The sequence below is a fragment of the Chitinophagales bacterium genome, from assembly GCA_041392475.1.
Lineage (GTDB): Bacteria > Bacteroidota > Bacteroidia > Chitinophagales > UBA2359 > JAUHXA01.
Genome location: JAWKLZ010000002.1, coordinates 1,958,317 through 1,981,802, shown reverse-complemented (window position 1 = coordinate 1,981,802; position 23,486 = coordinate 1,958,317). Strand labels below are relative to the sequence as shown.

The following is a 23,486-nucleotide window of genomic DNA, read 5'->3' as shown; positions in this document are numbered from 1 at the left end:
TTATTGCAAAACAGTTTCATCGAAACCTTCTGGTGGTTCGATTCCTAAAAACTCCCTGTAAATTCTTTCTCTGTACTCCTTACCCAAAGAATTGATTTCAGAAATGAAATTTTTATATGTACCCTTCCCACCAATCAGTTCCCAAAATTCATTGCCAATCAAAACGGATTCATCGCTGCGCATATCAAACCACCTCATTGGAAAACTCCAATTGTAATCCTCTTTCTTACCATAAGGGTTATACGCTAAGGCATAATAAGCTGAATCCACCTTTTTAGGATTCATTGCAAGTAGTTTAAACATTTTTTCCTTGCTTACTTTTGTTTGGTCGCTATTAGGAAGAGGTGCCTTCACTTCAAAGGCATAAGCCTGTTTCGTTCTTTTGCTTTCGATATAAATATCACAAATAACACTTGTCGGGATTGGTCTGCCTTGTCCTTCCAAAATATATTTTAGTTCAACATCCCAATCTGGGGTGCCCCTATCTTTTCCTTTCTTTTTATGTTCGAGTTTGTTCAGCACCTCTTGGATTCTTCTAAGTCGTTCAGCTCCTACTTCTCCCGTAATAGTCTTACCCATTTCGCAATGTCCGTGATATTCTTGGGCAACTACATGAGCCAATTTCTCCCATACCCCTCCAAATGGAGTTACAAATCTTCTTTCAAAGTGTGAACCTTTGAAAATCTCATCAGGTACTAAAGCCGCATACAGAGGTTTGCTCGAATGATGCTTTTCCTTTATAAAAGGGTCTGTTATCAAAACCTTGTCCATTACTCTGTCCATGAGCTCTGAAACAACCCTTTTTATTCCATTATTTACCTTTTTCTTGCTCAATTTTTACTTGTTTTTAAAAACTCGAAAGGTACGGATTTTTTCTCCCTTAGTCAATTTCGATTGTACGTCGTCTTCTTTTTATTCATTTATAGTCATTTCCAGTCATTTCAATATTTCTTTTAGCTCAGAATTTTTATATGAACCCATTTTTATGGCGTTTAATAAACAATTTTTCCAAAATTTAGCCCATTCTTCAGGTAAATCTTTTGAACTTCCATTTGGATATTCATATTCTGAACTGGCATAATCATAGGGATTTAGTTCGATTGTGTTTCTTAGTTCCAATTTCGCTGTTTTGTTTCTTTTTGATGACACACAACTCAAAGTAATATCTTCTAAAAAAATCAATCTATAGATTCCTGTAAAATTGAAGGCAAGTAAATAAACGGGTGATTTTTTAAACTAATTGGAGGCATAAACAAAAAAAGCACCGCCAATACAATCATTCTATGATATTGACGGTGCTTATGGATAAAAAAATACTTCCTAAGACTTGCTTATGTGCTTTAAAAGACTCACCTACTAAGACGAAACTCCTTTCAAAAGTGCTGCCTCAAAAAGTCTTTTTTTGTATTTTTCTTTAATTTTTTTTCAATTAAAAATCAAATGCATTGGAAGTCAAAAAGATATAAACTACACACCCGCCAATTTTTCTTCCAATTTTTCTGCAAACTCTGTTTGACCCCGTTCACGAGCCGCACTGATAAACAACATAATAAAATCTTGATTCATCTTTTGGTCTTGTTGGAATGCACGCAATTGAGAAGGAGAAAGTTTATTATAGTATTTCAATTCTGAAATCAGCCTATCCGATACTTCATCTACGAGAGCATTTGCCTTGTCATTTGCTCCAGCATCATAGTAGTTTTGGATGGTTGAATACATGTAGATATTGAATTCAGCAGCATGGTCGGGCATCATCTCTATTGAACGATCCAACACTTCAATGGCTTTTTCTTTATACCCTCGCTCTATCAAAGCTTCTGCCAAACGAGAATAGTTACCTCTAAAGTTGAAAATCATGCGTCGAAGATCTGTATCAACATGTACATTGGGGTCGTTGATATTGCCAAATTTGAAGCGGTTCATCAAGTTGTCATACATGATGCTTGGATTCACCCGACCCATATAAGGCCCATCTGATTTAGAAGGAACTGGCACAATACGGTATGCCAAACCTTCTAACTGAAAGTATTTTTCCAAGCCTAAATAACTACCATTGCTCACCGAAATCGCAAAGTAAATAGGACGTTTCCAGCCACCTTTGGCGATTGCAGCTACAATGTCGTACACCATCAAGTCATTTTTGTACAAGCTCGTTTTACTCTGAGGCAATTCCCAGCGCATTGGACTGTCTATCAATGGAACATCCTCAGGTGCAATAGCCCCTTGTTGTATCAATTCTTCAGCATTGACAGGCAACTCCAAATAGCGAGTAGGAACATAGTCGCTGCTTTCTTCACCCACTTTGGATTGTTTGGAATCATTCGCCACAAAATCCATTACATCCAACAAAGAAATATACTTGCCTTCGGGCGCAATATTTGGATTCGGATAAACAGGCACCAAATCTCGATTTGTACCCCGTATTTTGTCTGCCGTCAAGGTCATCGGCACAGCTTCGGCATCATTCACCTTCCTTTGCAGTTGGTTAATGTACCAATCCACTCCCAACAAACTCAGATTGACGACCCGCACATCCGTTCTGATACCCTCCACTTCTTGGGCATACCAAAGCGGATAAGTATCGTTGTCACCTTGCGTAAAAATAATTGCATTGGGCGCACAGGAATTGAGATAATTTGCGGCAAAATCTCTCGCTGCAAATCTACCCGAACGGTCGCTATCATCCCAGTTTTGTGTTCCCATCAAAAGCGGTGCAAGCATGGCGACGGCCACAGCTGCTGCTGCTGCAGGTACACCCTTTCGTTTGAACATATCGTAGAGTGCTACCACACCCAAACCCAGCCACACACAGAAAGTCCAGAATGAAGCTGCAAAAATATAATCTCTTTCACGTGGTTCAATAGGTGGTGAATTTCCTTGTACAATAATGGCTACTCCAGAAAACAAGAACAACAACAGCACCACAAAGGCATGTTTTCTTCTTTCGGTGAAATGAAAAACCATTCCCAACAAACCGAGCAAAAACGGAATAAAAAAGTAGGTATTGCGTGTAGGGTTGTTGCTAATGTGTTCGGGCAAATCTCCTTGAGGTGCGCCCAACCACATACTGTCAATAAAAGAAATACCGCTAACCCAGTTTCCATCCTTCAAACTGCCCCAAGTGCCCTGGTCGTCGTTTTGTCGTCCCACAAAGTTCCACATGAAATAACGAACATACATATGTCCTATCTGATAGCGGAGAAAGAAATTGATGTTGTCTGCAAAAGAAGGATTTTCGTTTTTCTTCAACCCCAAGCCCCTTTCGTAGCGTTCTTTGTGAGAAGGGTCGTAGATTCTGGGGAAAAACTTGGAAGTACCTCTACGAACATAGTCAATCTTATCACCGACTACATCGTATCCCTTTTCTCCTCTTTCATATTTTGTTCCTACTTTTTTGTAGTTCACAATCTGGTCATTGTAGTAGTAGCCCGTCAAAAATGGACGAGAACCGTATTGCTCTCTTTTCAGATAAGTATCCAAAGCGATGATGTCATCGGGATTGTTCATGTCAATATTGGGGTCAGAATTGGAGCGAATCACCGTCACTGTCACCGTAGAATAGCCCATCAAAATGAAGAGTAGCGCCAACAAAATGTTGTGTGCTACTGCTTTTTGGTTCTTGTAGGTGTACCACAAACCCCAAGCCATGCCACCAACAAGCAACAATAAGAAGAAAATCAAACCACTATTGAAGGGCAAGCCAAAATCATTGACAAACATCAACTCAAAAAAGGCTGCAATATCCACAATACCTGTGATGATTCCTGCCAATATAAAACCCAAAATACCAATGGCAGCCAACATTGCAAAAAACACTCCTTTGCGAGAATAAGGGAATCGTTTGAAGTAATACACAAACACGACCGCAGGAATGGCCAAAAGGTTGAGCCAGTGAATGAAAATGGTAAAACCCACTAAAAAGGCAATGAACAGCAGCCATCTATCTCCATAAGGTTCGTCTGCTTTTGATTCCCATTTGAAAATAGCCCAAAACACCAAAGCAGTAAACATCAAAGACATAGAGTAAACTTCTCCTTCAACTGCCGAAAACCATACGCTCGTTAGGAAAGTGCCTGACAATGCTGCCACTGCTCCTGCACCCAAAACGGTAATGGCTTGTCCCATGTCAATATTTTCGGCATCTTTTGGAATGTCAAAGATTCTACCCGCTAGATAGGTCGTTATCCAAAACAAAAACATCATCGCAAATCCCGAGCAAATGGCCGACATAAAATTGAGTGCTACCGATACCAATTCAGTATCTCCCATTGCCAACAGGCTAAACAAACGCCCAATCATCAAGAAAGTAGGTGCACCAGGGGGGTGAACTACTTGAATCTTGTAAGCCGAAGCGATGAACTCACCACAGTCCCACAAACTTGCGGTGGACTCCATAGTGAGCGTATAAACCGAGGTGGCTATCAAAAACAATACCCAACCACCGATGTTGTTGATTAGTTTAAATCGTTTAAACTCCATAGTGAATTTTTATTGGTTGCCTGATTAATCGTGCTATTTGGTTTCCTTTTACATCAGATTTTTTATCTGTTTTTGCATGATTAACCGACATTTATTATCTCAGAAAATATTTTTCGGAAAATTGGAACAAAAATAGTAAAAATCGCTGCTATTTGAGGATAAATACGCTTTTTACGAACAATTCCTGCAAAACTGTCGTTGCCCTATTCCGTACACTTCAAGAAAGTAGGGGTTCAATTTTGTTTTTGCATTTCGATAGCCTCTTACCCAAACTTGCAAAATAGGGTAGGTTCAATTAATTTTGATTTCTATTTTCAATTTCATTTATTCTTAACACGATATGGCATTACAGACAGCAGAACGAGTATCTTCGCATGAAGCATCCGACAATGTGATTTTTCAAAGACACTTAGTAGCTTACAATGAAGCTGCCAACTTGATATATGGAAATGTATTGGAAGTAGGAAGTGGAGAAGGTTATGGCATAGAATTGTTGGCTTCAAAAGTGGAACGCTACCAAGCGATTGACAAATACAATACAAGCGTTGAAGCCTACGCTGCAAAATATCCACATGTTTACTTTCAGCAAATGAACATTCCCCCTATTGAATTTCCCGAAAACACCTTTGATTGCATCGTTACTTTTCAAGTCATCGAACACATTGAAGACGACTCAGGGATGGTCAGTGAAATGGCAAGGGTCTTGAAGCCAGGTGGCTTGATGGTGATGACGACTCCAAACATCAAAATGTCGCTTACCCGAAATCCTTGGCATGTAAGAGAATACACCGTCGGCCAATTGAAGGGTTTGCTACAACGCTATTTTTCGGAGGTGGACATGAAAGGTGTTTATGGAAATCAAAAGGTAATGGATTATTACCACGCCAATAGAAAATCAGTTGAAAAAATCACCCGCTTCGATTTCCTCAACCTTCAATACCGCCTACCTCGCAGCTTGCTGCAAATTCCCTATGACCTCCTCAATCGATTGAATCGCCGCAAATTGATGAAAGGCAATAATCAGTTGGTCAACGACATTACAGTGGACGACTATTACACTTCAAAAGCCAATGATTTGTGTTTTGATTTGTTAGCGGTAGCGGTGAAGTAGAATGGAATTCCAAATGGAAATACTGAATTGTTTCACTTTCCCATCATTGTCTTCAGTCCATGTTTTGAAGTATAAGTCATGAACCCAATTATGATAATCAATCCCAAAACAGAAGGCAAATATTGGCTGTGAGGTTGGTATTGTTCAAGCACTGTTCCCGAAAATGCCGACAAAAGTGCAGCAAAAGCACTCGTCATTTTGTAGATATGCTCATAGGCCCAAATGTGGTGGTGTTCGTAAAATGCTTTTGGAATGAAGTATCGAAAAAAATCATAAACGATTACGAAAATCAATGCGCCAACAGTGCTGTAAATAACAATTGGTGACCAAATCATACCAATGGATTTGAAGTAATAGAGAAAATAAGCCAGTGTAGTCAGCGTGAGTATTGCAATACAAATGTCTAAGGCTGTCGGTTTATTCCGTTTTGACTTCAATATCCTATATCCCGAAAACGAAACATAAGCACTTAACACAGTGATGATTAATAAAAATGTATTTCGACCGAAAACAAATACCCCGATAAGTCCTGTAAAAATCACCACTGAAATAATCATTAAAAACAACCTACCACTCCTCTTATGAATTCTCCCACCTTTAGCACTCAACAATGCAGTCAATCCGAGTAAAAGACCAATCGTACCTGTCAATACATGAATGAAAATGTTTGTGTTGTGTAGTGTTTCCATCTATCTTCTGTTTATTTCATCTGATAACATGCGACTTTACAATAATATTATTTTATACACTACGAAAATAACTAAATCTTTATTAATCACCGATAACTGCAAACTACGAAGCCATTCTCTGCCCTTGCTTCTCCAACAGCTTTTTAAAATAATCAGGATGCAAACCACATTCCGATTTCTCCTGACCTTGCCAACGCCCCTCTCTACCACAACCTTTTGAAGTACAATGACTACAGCCAATCGAGTCATAACCCTCAGCCTTCAATGGGTGCTGCGGCAATCGGAAAAAATTGACATAGCGGTGAAACTGTTCTTCGCTCACATCAATCAAAGGGTGACACTTCAATAGTCCATCTTTCCACTGAAAAATCGGCAAATCCGCTCGGTACTCCGTTTGGTGCGCCATCAATCCCGACAACCAAACCTTGTGCTGCGCCTTCACCTTCTCCAAAGGCTCAACCTTGTTGATGTTGCAGCATTTGTTCGTATCCGTTTCCCAAAGCCGAACATCTTGCGTATATTCATTGTCCACTTTATCAGGCACAATGTCAACGACCTTCAAACCAAACTCTTTTACAATCTGATTTTTGTAAGCAATTGTTTCCTCAAAATGGTAGGAAGTATCTATGAAATGAACAGTTTGTTCAGGTCGAATTCGACTCAACAAATGTAACAAGCCCACTGAATTTGCGCCAAAAGAAGAAGTAAACAAAACATCTTTCTCTTCAAAATAAGCATACAACTTTTTTACCCGTTGAATCGGGGATAACAAGGCGAACTCACGATTGAGTTCATCAACATTAACTGGTATCATAATAGGTGCAATTTTAATTAATGCAAACTTGGTATATGTGGTGTTTGACCAAGTTTGACTTTATAAAGATAAAATAGATAAACAGTTTGAGGTAATTGGAGTTTACTCATTTTTCTGGGTCAAATCTCCTTTTTCTGCAATAGACCTTCAGTTATCTTGTTCATTTTATTGACTTTATATTCAAAATCCCCATGTAGTCGGTTTCGTACCGCATGTAAATTGTGGAGCAGACTGTTCACATTCTGTGGTAGAATGTCCTCTAGAAGCTGCCGAAAACGTTTCGCAAAAGTGGGTGATTTCCCATTCGTAGATATAGCTACCTTCAAATCTCCCCTCGTCACAATGCTCCCCAAATAAAAATCACATAGGTCAGGTGTATCTGCCACATTCACCAAAACACCTTGCTTTTTGGCAATCTTTTGAACACCCTCATTCAAACTCCGAATATTCGTAGCCGCAATCACCAAATCCTTTCCTACCACATCTTCCGCTTCAAAATCTCGCTTCAAAATTTTCACTTGATGCCCCTTTTTTTCCTTCAATAAATCGGCTACTTTGGGTGAAATCCACGGCGCAACCATCGTAATATTCGCATCAGGGCTGCTCTTCAAAATAAACGACAACTTCTCATGCCCGACTTCTCCCGCCCCTACAATCAGCATCTCCAATTGATGGAGTTTCAAGAAAATAGGATAGAGTTTGTTAGTGTTAGGGTGTTTGTGTGTTAAGGTGTTCATGTTTTTGTGTGTTAAAGTGTTTGTGTTTTTCTGTGTTCGTGTATTGCTTCAAAAAACCTCTGTGTCTTTGTGTTTTATTTTATTATTCCAACTTACCCTCTGACAGCCACTTTTGCAGCTTGTGTATCAAAGTTGTTTCGTTGAGCATCCATCCAAAAATCACTGTGCAGCCTCACTACTTCCCCAATCACAATAATCCCAGGCGCACCAATCCCCGCCTCTCTCACCCGACCTACAATCGTCCGAACCGTTCCCAAAACCATTTTCTCCTCATTCCGAGAGCCATTCTGAACCACCATCACAGGCATATCCTCTTTCCCTGCTTTTCCGAAAATGCGGGTAATCTCAAACAACTTTCCCATCCCCATCAAAATCACTATCGTTGCCGAAGACTGCGCTGCAACCGCAATATCATCAGACAATTGCCCCTCACGAGTCGTTCCCGTCATCACCCAAAAACTCTCATTCACGCCCCTTCTCGTCAAAGGCACTTTCTGCAATTCAGGTACAGCAATGCAGCTCGAAATACCAGGCACAACCACCGTTTCCACGCCAAAAGCTTCTGCATATTCTATTTCCTCATGCCCCCGTCCAAACACAAAGGCATCTCCTCCTTTCAAGCGCACCACATGACCATGACTGGAAGCGTATTGCACAATCAACTGATTGATTTCTTCTTGCGAATAGCGGTGATGCCCTGCCCGCTTGCCTACAAAAACCTTCAAGGCGGATGCAGATGCCAAATCCAATATTTCGGGATTTGCCAAAGCATCGTATAAAATGACATCGGCTTCCTGCAATGCCCGAAGCCCTTTGAGTGTCAGCAACTCAGGGTCGCCAGGCCCTGCGCCAACGAGGGTTAGTTTCTTCTGTGTGTTCATGTTTTTTGTGTTAGAGTGTTAATGTTTGATTTTGTGTTAGTGTATTTGTCTTGTGTTGGGGTTTTAGTGTGTTAATGTATCGGTGTTGGAGTCTTTGTTTTCTAAAATTAACTACCCATATTCAGTACCTTAACACATTAAAACCTTAATACCTTAACACAATTCCTAAGCAAGATAATGATGTTCCAAAACCAGACTATCTTCCCCTGTTTCCTGCAATTGCCGCTTGCGGATATGGCGAACAGCCAATAAAAAGTCAGTCGCCAATTGAAGGTAATATGCGGCAAAACCTTCAGATGGTTCATTTTGATTGATTTGTAATACGCTTGAAGCAAAACTCGTTTCAAAGAAAATTTCCCCCGTTTCCACATAGTATTTGTCAAAATCTGCAATGATACCCGTTTGCGTATTGCACTGAATTTCTTTGGCCAAAAGCAAAGCCTTTGCACCCACTACAAAAGAACTGTAACTGTGGTAAATGCTATCTGCAAAAGCCTTTTGCTCAAGCGTTTCTTGTGCCAAACCCACTTTCTCAATCGCATCACCGATAATCGCTCCAATGACATCATAACTCACTCCTGCACATTCTCCTACGCCAATCGCCTGTTCATATTCATGGTTTTGTCCCCAATCAAAATAATCCAATTTTTCAAGCGTTTCAACCTCTGCCAAAGACTTCAACAATGCATAGAAATACCGTTTACCCAATCGCTGGAAATAGGTATTGAAGTACTCGCCCTCTTGTCCATTATCTTCGAAATCATTGAGCAAATACCGAAGCGCATCGGGTATACGTTTGGTAGGTAGTTTGATGATTTTCTCGGCAATCAAACCATTGCCATCAGGCGCAACACCTCCACCCAAAACGATTTGCATGGCAGGAATGACCAAAGCCTGTTTTTTGATAGAACTACCGTGAAAGCCAATGTTTGCAGCCATGTGCTGACCACAAGAATTCATACAACCACTGATTTTGATGTGAATGTTGCGCTCGTCAATCAATTCAGGATATTCCGTTTTGATGACATCCTCCAATTTGGTCGCCAATCCCGTGCTGTTCGTCACGCCCAAATTGCAGGTGTCCGTGCCAGGACAAGCTGTAATGTCTGCAATCGTATCAAAACCAGGCTCTGCCAAACCCAATTTGTCCAATTCATTGAAAAGATGCGGCAAAGCTTCGAGGCGCACAAATCGCAGTAAAAAACCTTGGTTGACCGTAATCCGAATATCATCTGCCGCCCATTCTTTCACCAAGGCCGCCAATTGACGAGCTGTTTCTGCATCTATATCGCCGAGGTGAATTTTCAACTGAACGGCATACCAGCCTTTTTGCTTTTGTTCAAATACATTGATTTTGAACCAACTCTCGTATTTTATCGCATCGTTTGGAGTACTGCTTGGAGGTATTTTTTGCAGAGGGAAAACGGGCTTAGGCACAGCATTTCGGTTAATCTCGTAGGTTTTGTTTTTAAGGGCTGTCCATTCTTCTTCTACCAAATTCATGAAACCATTCAGACCCAATTCTTTGACCAAAAATTTCATGCGGGCTTTGAAGCGTTTGTTGCGTTCACCATAGCGGTCGAACACACGAATCGAAGCTTCCATAAAGGGAATAATTTGGTTTTCGGGCAAAAACTCATAGGCTGTTGGAGCGATGATTGATTGTGCGCCCAAACCTCCTGCAATGACGACTTTGAAGCCTCGCTGTTCTTCACCAAATTCATCTGTTTGGATGCGTGGAATGAAACCAAAATCGTGGAAATAGGTGTAGGCTGAATCTTTTTCGCTGGAAGAAAAAGCGGGTTTGATTTTGCGTCCCATTTCTTGACAAATTGGATTCCGCAGGAAATACTCAAAGGTTTCCTGTACATAAGGCGTTACGTCAAAGGGTTCGTCGGGGTCAATACCTGCGTGTGCCGAAGCGGTCAAATTTCGGACGGTATTGCCGCAAGCTTCTCTTGCAGTGACTCCTGCTTCTGCCAAATCTGTCCAAACATTTGTGGCATCATCCAACTTAATATAATGATATTGAATGTTTTGGCGAGTGGTTAAATGCAAATTGCCATTGGTGTATTTTTCGGAAACATCGGCAATGCGAGTCAATTGGTCGGTGGTCAATTTACCGTAAGGAATTTTGGTACGAAACATGTGTACGCCTGTTTGACGCTGACCGTACAAGCCCCTCGTGAGGCGGTAATGCTTGAATTTGTCTTCAATCATTTTGCTGTTTTTGAAGTCGGCTATTTTTTGCTGCAATTCGATGATGTCGTTTTTTGCAGCTTCTTCTTTTACATTTTCTAAATGGAGATTGGTACTCATTATACTGGGATTATTTGTGTTAATGTTTGCTTGTGTTGGTTTTGAGGTTGTAATTTGAATTTGAGATTTCTGAAAATAAAAAAAGCCCCTCCGTTGTATGTGGTGTTCTACTACGGAGGGGCTTTGTGCTTGTGGGTATTGCCTATGTTATTTTATGTATTGCAAACCTTAGCCATCTCGGTAGTGAAAACTACAAGTACAGCAACAGCAGCAACAGCTATTGAAGCCAAGATGTAAAGCATGATATATTGAAAAATTATTAATCATTTTGATTTTTTCCTCTGGGGACATCGGAAGTTTTGAAAACTTCCGATGTCTAAGTTTCTACAATAAAAAAAGCCTTTCCAAATGTACTTTGGAAAGGCTTTTGCTTTATTCGTGTCTGATTACCAAGACTCAACAAATAAACAATATCTCACCAAAGCGATGCTTCAATGCACAACAACAGCAGCAAATTGCAGTAAAACTGATGTTGATATGTGTAAGAATATGGGTCATTTGTTGATGATTTTTTAACAAAACGTGAATTTCATTAGAATAGCTGCAATACTAAACCATTTTTTTGGAAGTTGCAAATTTTTTTTTTAAAACTAAAACAAACCTGCTTTCCTAAATCTGTCTAATAGAACTTTTGACCGACCATATTCTTCCCGAATCTCCATCATTTTTTCTTTGAACTCCTCGACTTTGTCTTGGAAGATTGCCAAATCTTGGAGGTCTTTTAGGGTTTCTGTTGCTAAATCATAAGACTTCCCCGTTTTGCGGTCGAGGTTGTAGGCCACTGTTCCCCAATGCGCCCTTACCTCTCGACCCAAGGTGAGCATTTTTTGACGGTGTGCTTCTTTTGCAGCTTTGATTTCTGCTTCCTTTCGCTTTTTCTTTTCAATTTCTTGTTGTTGCTTCAACTCTTGAATCGAAAGTTGTTTACTCGATTTTGAAGTTGTTTGTGTAGCAGATTTGTATAGGTCTTGTAGGCGTTTTTGAAGTTGCAAATCCACTCGAATTTCTCCTTTTGCCAATCGAACCAAAAAGTCAATGCGTTCTTTTTCAGATAATTGTTTGACCAGTTTTTCGTAGTCCATTTCAGGGGCTTTCACCTCTTGACTAGCCTGTTTTGCAGCAGCTATCAAATCTTTGTTTATTTCAAAAAATTCGGTAAAAGCGGTAAGTGAACCACTTAGTTTGTTTAAATTGGGCGGTATTGGTGGGATTGCTGCCTCCTCGTCCTCATCATAGTACTCGCTTCCAATTTCCTCTTTTGAAGCTGCCAACTTCAACCAAAACAGATACAAACTTCGATAATCTCCTTGAATGATGTCGTTTCGGAGGGCAATCATATCTCCTAATTGGTAGTCGTCTGGTTCAAACCATCCTCCACCGCCTTCATCATCTGACCAATTGAAGTCCAATAAGAAATACTTTTTCGTCGAAAAAATGGCAAAGTGACAATCATAACTTGAACTTGCATCAATTTGATAGGTACGAATGGATTTTTCGTCCAATAGGTTTTTGGGAATCCGAAACATCAAGCGTTTTGTTCCCCAATTGGCAAAATACAGGAAGGCATCAAAGTATTCTGCTACAGCTTCTTCCTCTCTTTTAGGAAAATCACCATAGGAATAGGTGAATGTAGCAGAAGTCGCTGTTGGAGAGGTTCTACTTGACCAAGAGCCGATTTTTTTTCGCTCTTTATCGGTTAGGGGGCGGTCAATGGATTGAAATTGATAAACTTGGTATTCGCTCATGGTTGTTGTGCTAATTTGTTTGGTTCTTTGACAAAATCTGTGATTTGAGACTTCGGAAGTTTGCCGCTTACAAAATCAAAAAACTATTTCGCTAAAAATTAACTTCTTATAAAATGAAACTTCCGAAGTCTTTATTGCTTCCACAAAAATTGTCACAGAACCATTTGTTTATTAGAATTTCCACTTCCAAATATACACATAAAATGCTGTATGGCGGTTATTTTTCAAGTATATGCAAGGGGTATTTCAATCTGACTTCCCTCATTTGTTCGGGAGATAAATCATCATAAGTCTCTCCAAACTGAGTCATTGCATCTTCATTGCGTACCTGTTTGTATGCTCCCAACATAATATCCATTAACTGCACATAATAGTCATATTTCGCTCGTTCATTCACTCTCAAAATAAGCACCAATTTTTCCTTGTGAATTGAAATTAGAGAGTGTAACATAGAGAAAATTGCAGCAAGATTCGCTTCTTGTTCTCCAATAAATAATTGATTTTGAGCATTGATTTCGAGCAAGATAATGATTTCTTCATCCTTATTGGGTTGAGGTAAACAAGGTGGTGGCGGAATTAGTAACAAACGAGTTGAATCTTTCAATACTACCTTTTCAGATCCTTTTTCCCACTCCTCCTCACACAAAGGATTTAACAAAAGCAGCAAACCCATATTGTTTTTTCTATATCCTTTTTCGGCAGTCATATAAGCCACCTTTAAGCAGTCTTGAACCCGAAGTCTTTGCTTCAATTGTTTGACAACAGAATAAGGGGTTTCTTTGTCAATGAAAAGTCGGTGTGTTATTCGGGAAGCCATAGCAGGGTGAACTTTGAGTTTTTGTAGCTCTAATTCCATTCCCAAATCTTCAAAACTTGTTTGCTTATCTTCAATCCAGATATGGGGTTGATTTTGCTTCAAAGAATCCGATTTGGGATAGAGTAAGAAAATATCAAGGTCTTTGTTTTGTTTTCGAAGATGTTGATAACTATCAACTTGTGGCAAATCCAATTGATAAGTGGTAATCCTTTTGTAATCCCTGTGAGTGGTGTCCATTTTTTGATGGTCTGCCATATTGACCATCGAAAGCAGAGTTGCAATAGCGACATAACCAATGCCTAAACCCAAAATATACTTCAATGGAAATCGAAATTGTCGGCGAATGGTGAGCCACTGATGCAAAAAAATCACCACGACAAAACCTATAAAAAGTAGTTGGTAATCTGGATAAAAACTAAAAACATAATGGTGGTTGTCGTAACCAAAATAGGTGGCATATAGCCTTGCGTTGTTCAAAAGAAACAGCAGAACTGCCCACAAAATTACCTGATGATCATTCAGAATATCTCTTCTATGGTTTCTAAAACGATGTTTTGTGATAGAATGATTCGTGCCTGTAAACCAAATAAATACACAGGTGCTTTGCGCCCAAACCAAGCTGATTAACGCAAAAAAGAAATTGTAGAATTGACGCTCCTCTTCCGAAAATAACCACGGGTCGCCTATCGTTATGCTGAGACCCCATCGAAGTGTTTCTCGAATGTAAGTCGCTAAAAAATAAATCACAATTATCTGTAAAGCTCCTATCACAATCCCCAACCAAAATTTGTACTTTGGGATTGCAGTAAACGGGAAAAATGGCCTTATAAATCCTTTCTTTAGAGGCATTTGAAAATAAGTTGTTAACTAAAATACTTGTTTTTCGCAATTTTAGTTCCCAAACCATACCGAAAAACAAAGCTATGTTACAAATCTCTTATGCTTTATGGATTGAATTATTTTCGTTATCTTTATCTTCACACTACAACCGAGTTTTAACCCATGTTTTCAAAAGACAGCACCTCTACCGATTCCCTTTCTTCCAAACTTCATACACTGATATTGAAGGCGGTGCGACAATTTGCTCAAAAAAAACATTTTCAACTTTCTGCTACCGAAGAACAACTTTTTACCAAAATAATCAGTGAAAATATTCTGCCTCAATGGAAAATATTGGCAACCCAAAAACAAGATGCCAACCCTTTAACCCTATTTTTGGTGCTGACCAAACGGACTTTGAAGGAAATAGGCGACTCGACCAACAACCGTTTCGACCAACAATTACTTCAATCAAAATCAACGCATCTTGCGGTAAAATATCAACCACTCATAAGTTATTTAGCTGCCACAACTACAAGCGGCAATATAGATTATAAAGAAGTAAATCAGGAAGTTAGTGAGAAGTTTTTGAAGAAAATACATGCTGGAAAACTGCAAGAACAGTATTATGGAGAAGCTTCTGTACGCACTTTTTTGAACAAGGTCATCCGCAATCTGGTAATTGATTGTTTGCGCTCAATGAAAAGTAAAAACAGAAAAACTACTACTGTTGAAATCAATGCCGAAATCACGCCTGAAAGAGGTTTTGACATGGCCTTATTGGTACACAATCCTGTTTTTCAGCAACATTTGAAACAATTGGAGAATGCTTTGAAGTTGTTCAAAAAACGCAATCGCTTTGAGTTTTGCCTACAAATCTTATATCGGCATTTATTGACCGCCGCCATTGTACGCCAACATTATCCCAATTGTTCGGATGATTTGCTGATAGAGGTATTGAGTTGTTTTGTAAAAGACTACACCGATTTACCACGGGGAGAATTGTACGTTATTTTGTATAATTTTGTGTGCCAATTAGAAGAAATAGCTTCAAAAGGTACGCCCGACTCGCTCCGAAAATGGTTTGAACGCCATAGAACAGTCGTTTGGAACAGTATTTTTGACACTGATTTGCAGAACCTGGGTAAAGAAGAGCAAAAAATGAAAGATTGGTATTTTGAAGTTTTGGTGTATCATTATTATGAAATTTAACCATCAAAAAAACATATGTCCCTATTTCAGCCTTTAGCAGAACGCATGAGACCCAAAACTTTAGACGAGTTTGTGGGACAAGAACACTTGGTCGGCAAAGACAAAGTTCTCCGCAAAGTGTTGGAGAGTGGTCATTGTCCTTCCATGATATTTTGGGGACCGCCAGGTGTGGGTAAGACTACGATGGCGATGCTGATAGCCAACTATTTGGATGTGCCATTTTATACCTTGAGTGCCATTAGTTCGGGAGTGAAACAGGTGCGTGAGGTAATTGCTAAGGCGAGATTGAAGGGAGGGCGAGCGATTTTGTTTATTGACGAAATCCACCGTTTCAGCAAATCGCAACAAGATTCACTTTTGGGTGCAGTCGAAAAAGGCACGATTACCCTCATTGGCGCAACGACCGAAAACCCATCCTTTGAAGTCATTGCAGCTTTACTCTCTCGCAGTCAAGTGTATGTATTGGAGGAATTGGGAAAAGAGGACTTACTGAAGATTTTGCAACAGGCAATGGAAACAGACAGCACATTGCAGAAAAGAGAAATCGAACTGCAAGAATATGAGGCATTGCTGCAATTATCGGGAGGTGATGCTCGAAGGTTGTTGAACTTGTTTGAACTTTTACTGCAGAGCATCCAAACGCCCAAAGCGTTGATTACCAATCAAGTTGTCGAACATTTTGCCCACAACCAAATGCTGCGGTACGACAAGGGGGGGGAACAACACTACGACATTATTTCGGCATTCATCAAGTCCATGCGGGGCAGCGACCCAAATGCGGCGGTTTATTGGTTGGCGAGAATGTTGGAGGGTGGCGAAGATCCAAAGTTTATTGCCCGTCGTTTGTTGATTTTGGCATCGGAAGACATCGGCAATGCCAACCCCAATGCGCTACTATTGGCAAATGCGTGTTTTGAAGCGGTGGCTAAGATTGGTTATCCCGAATGTGGCTTGATTCTCTCACAAACAGCCATTTACCTCGCTACTTCCGCCAAAAGCAATGCCTCCTACAAGGCTCTCAAACTAGCGCAAGCCAAAGCCAAACAAACAGGTAATCTCCCCGTTCCGCTTCCCCTTCGCAATGCTCCTACCAAACTGATGAAAGAACTCAACTATGGCAAAAACTATCAATATTCACATGATTATGAGGGCAATTTTGCTGCCCAAGAATTTTTACCTGATGCCATCAAAGACACTAAATTTTATGAACCTGGCAACAATGCCCGTGAGCAGCAAATGCGGAAACAGTTGAGGGAATGGTGGGGGAAGAAGTATGGATATTAGTGACTGGTGGAATGGTAACTGGTTGATTGGCAAATACGCAACCGTCTTTAGATTAAAAAATTATCAAAAAAACAAACAGAACAGTGGCTTACAAAGATTACTTCATTTGATGAAAAATACATATCCTCTGAATTATTGAAGGAAGGAAAAATCCAGCAAGAAGAATGTTTGAAGTTTTTGAATGGCTATATTAAATATCTTAGGTCTTCAAAGATTGGGGAAGCAGACAATGGTGATTAGTTGATTAGCAAATAATTGCCCATTACCCATTTACCAAACAACTAATCACAAGTCACCAATTACTAATAACCATTTACCAAGCAACTAATCACCAGTCACCAAATTCTCCACCACAAAATTTCCTACCTCCTTTCCCTGAGCTACTCCATATTCAATCGCAGGCATGTAGTGAATTCCTCCATACAATCGGCTAATAGCAGCCTCACTTGAAGCCTCCAAAAAAGAATTGAAGGAGCGAGGTGGAAGTCCATACGCTACTTCGGTCGTATCCAAAAAAACAAAGTTATCACCCATCAAATGTGTCAACATTGTGGCAGCAGCAGTCGAAATCACACTGTGTCCACTCGTATGTTCGGGAAATGGAGGAGTCTGTAAAACGGGCAACCAACTTTCGTCAATGTACTCATTGATAACCGTTTCGGGGCGAATCAAATTGCTGCGGTATTTTTCATCCCAACAACTGATAAAGGCATCGGCAAGTGTCACCGCAACAGATGTATAGATTTGGCTCGTTCGCATGATGTCTGCGCTGTCTTGTTGGGTTGCAATAGCAGTAATGCCCATCCAATGACCTCCTGGCGTGATTTTTTTAGTGGCATACATCACATGGCCCGTTTGGTGCGAAACATAGGGATTGCAGTCCCAAAAACTGGCAATGCTTTTTTGATCATCAGTAATATTTTTGACCGTTTCATAGACATTCATGGTTTCTTTGTAAAAATCGCTGCCTTCGGTCATATCAAATTTTGGAGGAGGCATCGGTATGAATTGCTGCGCTGAATCTATCACAAAAGGACGAATTTCCTTCCAATGAGGTTCAATACCGTCCATATAAGCAGGTGGAGTAGGTTTCCATTTGTCCGCATCCTCGGTGATGCTGTATTTAGAAAAAGTCCTCGTTTGCTTGTAGTTGTCACCATCTGACCAAGCCAAAATGTGTTTGGCAACGGCATCTCCATAGTTTATAGAACGCTCATAAACAGATTGAGGAATGCCCATGTCTTTGTAAGTTTGATAAACGGCTGCTTCATGAGCTTCAATTTTATCTTCCGAAAAGATCATGGCTTTTCCAACGGTTAAAAAAGCGTGAATAGCTGCCAAAGGATAACAATAATCCACATCTTTTTCGGGTTGTGGCCCTTCCTCCAATTCATTCAATTGTCCTGCAAGACTCTTGTATTCAGGATGTTCTTGTCGAAGCACTTGGTAAGCTGCAATGTTGGGATAGGCATAAATACGGCTTGCTACGGGAGGTGAAAAAATATCGTGGACAATCACATCGGTCAATTTTTTCACCGCATTGTGGTAGTGTATCGGATTGTTTGCCTCCACTTTGTAGTCGGTATTCCTGCTTTCTTGACAAGCAGTAATGCCTAACAAACAAACGATTAGTAGCGAAAGGATTGAATAATTTTTAAAACTCATTTTGTTCTTTTTTAAGTCGGATTTCAAATAAAAACCCATCATCAACAATCACACTCTGTTGTAATATGTCCTACCTCATAGGTCACTGTGGCATCAGCAGGTAGTTTGGGAACGGTGATGAAATTGAAGGAAAAATTGAAGCAAGAAGCCGTTATACATCGGTTGTCTTGGACAATTTTCACCAAATAACGGTAATTTTTTTCATCTATTTTCACCAATTTACGCACATAAATCGCCAAACAGGGTTCGGTCAAATACAGACCAATCAAAGTGTGTGTATCAAAATTGATAGACGGCAATCGGCAATCGGGGCAATTGGCAGTCGGCAAAAGAGCGTCATAAGTATAGGCATCATCAATTCTATAGGTTTGATTGACCATTACGGATGTATCCAATGTATGCGGTAATAGAAAAATACTGTCGTAAATAGCCGCATCTGCCATTCCCTGCAATGTTTCAAATTCAGCTAAATCGTCCTCTGTTGTACAATCGGGTGTGATGTCGCAACTGCAAACAATGCTTATTGCAATGAATAAGAGGAAGATGGTAAAATATTTTGTGCAATTCATCTATGGTTATTTTGTGTTCTTACTTCTAAAACGTTTTGTGGTGTTGAAGTATTGGCAGCGGCAAAGATAAGGAATTTGGTAGAAGGTGGTTTGGCTTCTTACTTCAAGTTAAGTTTGCAGTCATGATATTTCGGAAAATAAGAAGTATTTTCGGAACTAAATCCTTACCTTCCTTGTAAATAACAAAAAAGGTCATTCCATAAAAATCAAATCTCCAACCGCCAATGCCCACAAAAAACACTTCAAACTCCAATTCAATAAAACTTCTCACCTACTCGGCAGCAACCTTTGCAGCCGCAATGGCAGAAAACCTGCTCTCTCCTCCCATTCTGACCGCTGCAATAAAAACCGCAGGAGGAATCGCTGGAAATATTGCAGCCGAACACTACAACAAAGTCGAATTTGACCAAATCCGCAACTACTTTTTTCAGCAACCCAAAGGCACCGACATCACCAATCACCACCTCCTCAAAGCCTATCGAGATGCCGTCAGCGCTACTTTGGGCGCACTCTACGCCAACTATGCCGACAATTTGGAGCAAATTTATGAATCACACAATCAACCATTTCCTTCCCAACATAAAATGCACCTACAGGCAGTCGAAAGGAAAATAAAAGCACTTCAACAGCAGGTACAAGACCAAATGCTGCAAAGCATGATAGCCGAAAACATCACCGAATCTGACCTACAAGCTTTTGCCGAAAAACAATCCGATGCGCTGACCGCTTTCGCTGAAAACGAATTGACGACCGAAACCTTGAAGGGGCATGGAAAGGTATTTCCCGACTACTTCAAAGCCAACTTTGGCAATTCCCTGCAATTGTATTTTGGCGAAGAACTCAAAAACAATCCACAGGCATGGATTGCTTTTCAGCGTTTGTGGATGCGAGATGTGTTGGAAAGTTTGAGCAAATTGGAGGATTTGGAGGAAAGCATCAGAGGGGCATTGGGCTACGAAGCCTTCAAAATCAAACAGGCATTTGAAGAACACACTGCCGAACAGCAAAACTTTCAAACTGCCCTACTGAACACCCTCGACAGTCACCTCAGCGAACTCGAACAAAACCGTCAAGCGGCTATTGTTTTTCTGAAAGAACAACTGACCGAAAGCATTGAAGCAGCACACCGACAAACCCGAAAAACCGTCACCGATGAACACGACATAACCCGCCAAATATTCAAGCAAGAACTCAAAGGCATTGTCTCCAACAAATTCCTCACCGCTCCACCCTCTACGCCTCCCAAAAATTTCTTGGGGCGAGAAAAAGACCTCAAAGACATCCGCCAAAAGCTGCAAAACAGCGGCAATGTGGTCTTGGTGAATGGCATTGGCGGCATCGGCAAAACGACCTTGGCACAAGCCTATTGGCGAGAACATCAAACCGACTACGATTACATGGCGTGGTTCACTGTCGTTTCCGACATTCAATCCGCCGTATTGGACAGCGGCATAGAAACAAGTCTGGGCATTGAAGTCGGCGAAGGACAAACGACCGAAACGAGATTCAGAGAAGTGTGGCGAAAATTAGCCAACCTACAAGGCACAAAACTCTTGGTCATCGACAATGCCAACGATGCCGACGACTTGGCGCAACAATCCTTCCCCTTTTCCCAAACGAGCGTACTGCTGACTTCTCGAAGCAATCTTCCACAGTTCACACAACACGCCATCGGTGTCTTGTCGCTCACCAAAGCCAAAGAACTGTTTTGTGACTACTATCCTGCGGCAAAAAACCAAACACCGCTGCTCGAAAAACTGCTGCAATACATCGGGCGACACACCCTCAGCATCGAACTGCTCGCCAAAAACCTTCAACAACTCCGAGGCAAAGGCTACGAACTGCAAAACCTCTACGACAACCTGCAAGCCAAAGGTCTATTGAAGCCCGACAAAAGCAGAAAAATTCGCTCCGATTATGCCCAACACCAACAAAAGAAATACGAAGAAATCATTGCCGCCATGTTTGAAATCCATCCTTTGGACGACTACGCTCAGTGGCTGTTGCTGCAATTTGCGGTTTTGCCAGCGATTCCGATTGAATACAGTTTGATGGCTGATTTTCTGCAAATTAAGGATTCCCCCTTTGAAGGGGGCAAGGGGGATGTTACGGAAGATGAATTTGATGAAACCTTAGGCGAATTGGTCGAAAAAGGTTGGCTGGAATTTGAAGAGGAAAGCAATGAATACAAAATGCACCAAGTCGTGCAGGAGGTGATACGAGAAAAAATGGAGCCAAATGGGGAGAATTGTGGGGTCTTGGTGGAAGGGTTAGCATGGAAACTGAGGGTCTATGCAGGCGACAATTCCCTAAAAAAAGCACCCTATTTGGTCTATACCGATACGCTCTTGGAAAGGCTGCAAAATGCCCAAACACAAGACATCGCTGCACTGTATGGAAATGCTGCAAACATCCATCGTTCCTTAGGGGATGCGAGAAAAGCCCTCGATTTTCAGCTAAAATCCATCGCTATTCTCGAAGAAATCTTAGACCACAAGCATCCTGATTTAGCCACCTCTTACGGAAATATTGCCCTCACCTATAGCGACTTAGGGGATGCGAGCAAAGCCCTCGAGTTTCAGCTAAAAGACATCGCTATTCTCGAAGAAATCTTAGACCACAAGCATCCTTCTTTAGCCACCTCTTACAACAATATTGCCCTCACCTATAGCGACTTAGGGGATGCGAGAAAAGCCCTCGAGTTTCAGCTAAAATCCATCGCTATTCGAGAAGAAATCTTAGACCACAAGCATCCTTCTTTAGCCACCTCTTACAACAATATTGCCCTCACCTATAGCGACTTAGGGGATGCGAGCAAAGCCCTCGAGTTTCAGCTAAAATCCATCGCTATAGAAGAAGAAATCTTAGACCACAAGCATCCTTATTTAGCCACCTCTTACAACAATATTGCCCTCACCTATAGCGACTTAGGGGATGCGAGAAAAGCCCTCGAGTTTCAGCTAAAATCCATCGCTATTCGAGAAGAAATCTTAGACCACAAGCATCCTGATTTAGCCACCTCTTACGGAAATATTGCCCTCACCTATAGCTCCTTAGGGGATGCGAGAAAAGCCCTCGAGTTTCAGCTAAAATCCATCGCTATTTTCGAAGAAATCTTAGACCACAAGCATCCTGATTTAGCCACCTCTTACGGAAATATTGCCCTCACCTATCGCTCCTTAGGGGATGCGAGCAAAGCCCTCGAGTTTCAGCTAAAATCCATCGCTATTCGAGAAGAAATCTTAGACCACAAGCATCCTCTTTAGCCACCTCTTACGGAAATATTGCCCTCACCTATAGCGACTTAGGGGATGCGAGCAAAGCCCTCGAGTTTCAGCTAAAATCCATCGCTATAGAAGAAGAAATCTTAGACCACAAGCATCCTTCTTTAGCCACCTCTTACAACAATATTGCCCTCACCTATAGCGACTTAGGGGATGCGAGAAAAGCCCTCGAGTTTCAGCTAAAATCCATCGCTATTCGAGAAGAAATCTTAGACCACAAGCATCCTTCTTTAGCCACCTCTTACAACAATATTGCCCTCACCTATAGCGACTTAGGGGATGCGAGAAAAGCCCTCGAGTTTCAGCTAAAATCCATCGCTATTCTCGAAGAAATCTTAGACCACAAGCATCCTTCTTTAGCCACCTCTTACAACAATATTGCCCTCACCTATAGCGACTTAGGGGATGCGAGAAAAGCCCTCGAGTTTCAGCTAAAATCCATCGCTATTCGAGAAGAAATCTTAGACCACAAGCATCCTGATTTAGCCACCTCTTACGGAAATATTGCCCTCACCTATAGCGACTTAGGGGATGCGAGAAAAGCCCTCGAGTTTCAGCTAAAATCCATCGCTATTCGAGAAGAAATCTTAGACCACAAGCATCCGAGTTTGGCGGTTTCTTATCTGAACATTGCAGGTACTTATTATGAGTTGCAGAATTTTTTGGAGGCGAAGCGGTTTATTGACCAATCGGTGGCGATTTTGCAGGAGCGTTTTCCAGAGGGGCATCCACATTTGGATGTGGCTTTGAGTTGGCAAAAAGGGATTGAAGAGAGTTTGAACAAGAACGGCTAGATGGAAAGGAACTTTTTTGCTTGGTTTTGTTTGGGTTGTACGAGGTTTTTTTTTTGTTTGTGAGTTTTTGGAATAGGTTATGTTCAAACCAAAGCCAAGAGAAACTTTAACGGCTTTGCAAACTTCGTCAACAGTTGAACGACTTGTTGCTTCAACCGTTGCCAAAGTTTTCAACTGTTGGCAAGGTTTACGCTATCCAAAGAAAAATCTCACCGTCTCTCCACCTCTGCGTTCAATTTTTGCGTCATACAAGCACTAAAGTCCTCT

Annotated in this window: 18 protein-coding genes; 6 read left to right on the top strand and 12 right to left on the bottom strand. The window is 41.0% G+C overall.

Annotated features, from left to right (window positions below; translation table 11 throughout):
* From R3E32_21285 to R3E32_21275, 3 genes are all read right to left on the bottom strand, one after another.
* A complete protein-coding gene (locus R3E32_21285; GenBank protein ID MEZ4887280.1) occupies positions 1–834 on the bottom strand; it encodes a TdeIII family type II restriction endonuclease in 834 nt (277 codons plus the stop codon).
* 102 nt (positions 835–936) lie between these two features.
* On the bottom strand, positions 937–1,119 hold the full coding sequence (locus tag R3E32_21280) for a hypothetical protein (protein ID MEZ4887279.1): 183 nt from the start codon (positions 1,117–1,119) through the stop codon (positions 937–939).
* A 348-nt stretch (positions 1,120–1,467) separates the two neighbouring features.
* Positions 1,468–4,479, bottom strand: coding sequence for a DUF2723 domain-containing protein (locus R3E32_21275; GenBank protein MEZ4887278.1), 3,012 nt, complete (start codon positions 4,477–4,479; stop codon positions 1,468–1,470).
* Between the two features lie 340 nt (positions 4,480–4,819).
* Here R3E32_21275 and R3E32_21270 point away from each other — a divergent pair, with 340 nt between their 5' ends.
* Complete coding sequence (locus R3E32_21270; protein MEZ4887277.1) at positions 4,820–5,590, top strand: class I SAM-dependent methyltransferase; 771 nt, start codon at positions 4,820–4,822, stop codon at positions 5,588–5,590.
* 32 nt (positions 5,591–5,622) lie between these two features.
* Here the strand turns inward: R3E32_21270 and R3E32_21265 are convergent, their stop codons facing one another.
* The 5 genes from R3E32_21265 to R3E32_21245 all read right to left on the bottom strand — a co-directional run bounded on the left by R3E32_21265 (position 5,623) and on the right by R3E32_21245 (position 11,030).
* Positions 5,623–6,279: a hypothetical protein gene (locus R3E32_21265; protein ID MEZ4887276.1), complete on the bottom strand. Its 657-nt coding sequence runs from the start codon at positions 6,277–6,279 to the stop codon at positions 5,623–5,625.
* 103 nt (positions 6,280–6,382) lie between these two features.
* Positions 6,383–7,093, bottom strand: coding sequence for a phosphoadenylyl-sulfate reductase (locus R3E32_21260; protein MEZ4887275.1), 711 nt, complete (start codon positions 7,091–7,093; stop codon positions 6,383–6,385).
* A gap of 119 nt (positions 7,094–7,212) precedes the next feature.
* Positions 7,213–7,830 (bottom strand): bifunctional precorrin-2 dehydrogenase/sirohydrochlorin ferrochelatase, encoded by a 618-nt coding sequence (locus R3E32_21255; protein ID MEZ4887274.1) that lies wholly within the window; start codon positions 7,828–7,830, stop codon positions 7,213–7,215.
* Positions 7,831–7,922: 92 nt separating this feature from the next.
* Positions 7,923–8,711: a uroporphyrinogen-III C-methyltransferase gene (gene cobA / locus R3E32_21250; GenBank protein MEZ4887273.1), complete on the bottom strand. Its 789-nt coding sequence runs from the start codon at positions 8,709–8,711 to the stop codon at positions 7,923–7,925.
* Positions 8,712–8,876: 165 nt separating this feature from the next.
* Positions 8,877–11,030, bottom strand: coding sequence for a nitrite reductase (locus R3E32_21245; GenBank protein ID MEZ4887272.1), 2,154 nt, complete (start codon positions 11,028–11,030; stop codon positions 8,877–8,879).
* Positions 11,031–11,129: 99 nt separating this feature from the next.
* Between R3E32_21245 and R3E32_21240 the strand changes: the two genes are divergently transcribed.
* Entirely contained in the window at positions 11,130–11,267 is a 138-nt protein-coding gene (locus R3E32_21240) for a hypothetical protein (GenBank protein MEZ4887271.1), read from the top strand.
* Positions 11,268–11,620: 353 nt separating this feature from the next.
* Here the strand turns inward: R3E32_21240 and R3E32_21235 are convergent, their stop codons facing one another.
* Both R3E32_21235 and R3E32_21230 read right to left on the bottom strand, forming a co-directional pair.
* A complete protein-coding gene (locus R3E32_21235) occupies positions 11,621–12,775 on the bottom strand; it encodes a hypothetical protein (protein ID MEZ4887270.1) in 1,155 nt (384 codons plus the stop codon).
* Between the two features lie 217 nt (positions 12,776–12,992).
* Positions 12,993–14,441 carry a hypothetical protein gene (locus tag R3E32_21230; GenBank protein ID MEZ4887269.1) on the bottom strand — a complete coding sequence of 483 codons (1,449 nt, stop codon included), beginning with the start codon at positions 14,439–14,441 and terminating at the stop codon, positions 12,993–12,995.
* 153 nt (positions 14,442–14,594) lie between these two features.
* Here R3E32_21230 and R3E32_21225 point away from each other — a divergent pair, with 153 nt between their 5' ends.
* Both R3E32_21225 and R3E32_21220 read left to right on the top strand, forming a co-directional pair.
* Positions 14,595–15,623 (top strand): hypothetical protein, encoded by a 1,029-nt coding sequence (locus tag R3E32_21225; GenBank protein ID MEZ4887268.1) that lies wholly within the window; start codon positions 14,595–14,597, stop codon positions 15,621–15,623.
* Between the two features lie 15 nt (positions 15,624–15,638).
* A complete protein-coding gene (locus tag R3E32_21220; GenBank protein MEZ4887267.1) occupies positions 15,639–16,907 on the top strand; it encodes a replication-associated recombination protein A in 1,269 nt (422 codons plus the stop codon).
* A 324-nt stretch (positions 16,908–17,231) separates the two neighbouring features.
* Here R3E32_21220 and R3E32_21215 read toward each other — a convergent pair whose 3' ends face one another.
* Both R3E32_21215 and R3E32_21210 read right to left on the bottom strand, forming a co-directional pair.
* The gene (locus R3E32_21215; protein MEZ4887266.1) at positions 17,232–18,572 is read right to left on the bottom strand and encodes a vanadium-dependent haloperoxidase; all 1,341 of its coding nucleotides are present in this window, start codon (positions 18,570–18,572) and stop codon (positions 17,232–17,234) included.
* A gap of 41 nt (positions 18,573–18,613) precedes the next feature.
* Positions 18,614–19,141, bottom strand: a complete 528-nt coding sequence (locus R3E32_21210; protein ID MEZ4887265.1) for a hypothetical protein — start codon at positions 19,139–19,141, stop codon at positions 18,614–18,616.
* Positions 19,142–19,365: 224 nt separating this feature from the next.
* Between R3E32_21210 and R3E32_21205 the strand changes: the two genes are divergently transcribed.
* Positions 19,366–22,407 (top strand): tetratricopeptide repeat protein, encoded by a 3,042-nt coding sequence (locus tag R3E32_21205; protein ID MEZ4887264.1) that lies wholly within the window; start codon positions 19,366–19,368, stop codon positions 22,405–22,407.
* A complete protein-coding gene (locus R3E32_21200) occupies positions 22,359–23,219 on the top strand; it encodes a tetratricopeptide repeat protein (GenBank protein ID MEZ4887263.1) in 861 nt (286 codons plus the stop codon). Before R3E32_21205 ends, R3E32_21200 begins: the two co-directional genes overlap by 49 nt.
* Positions 23,220–23,486 lie beyond the last annotated feature (267 nt).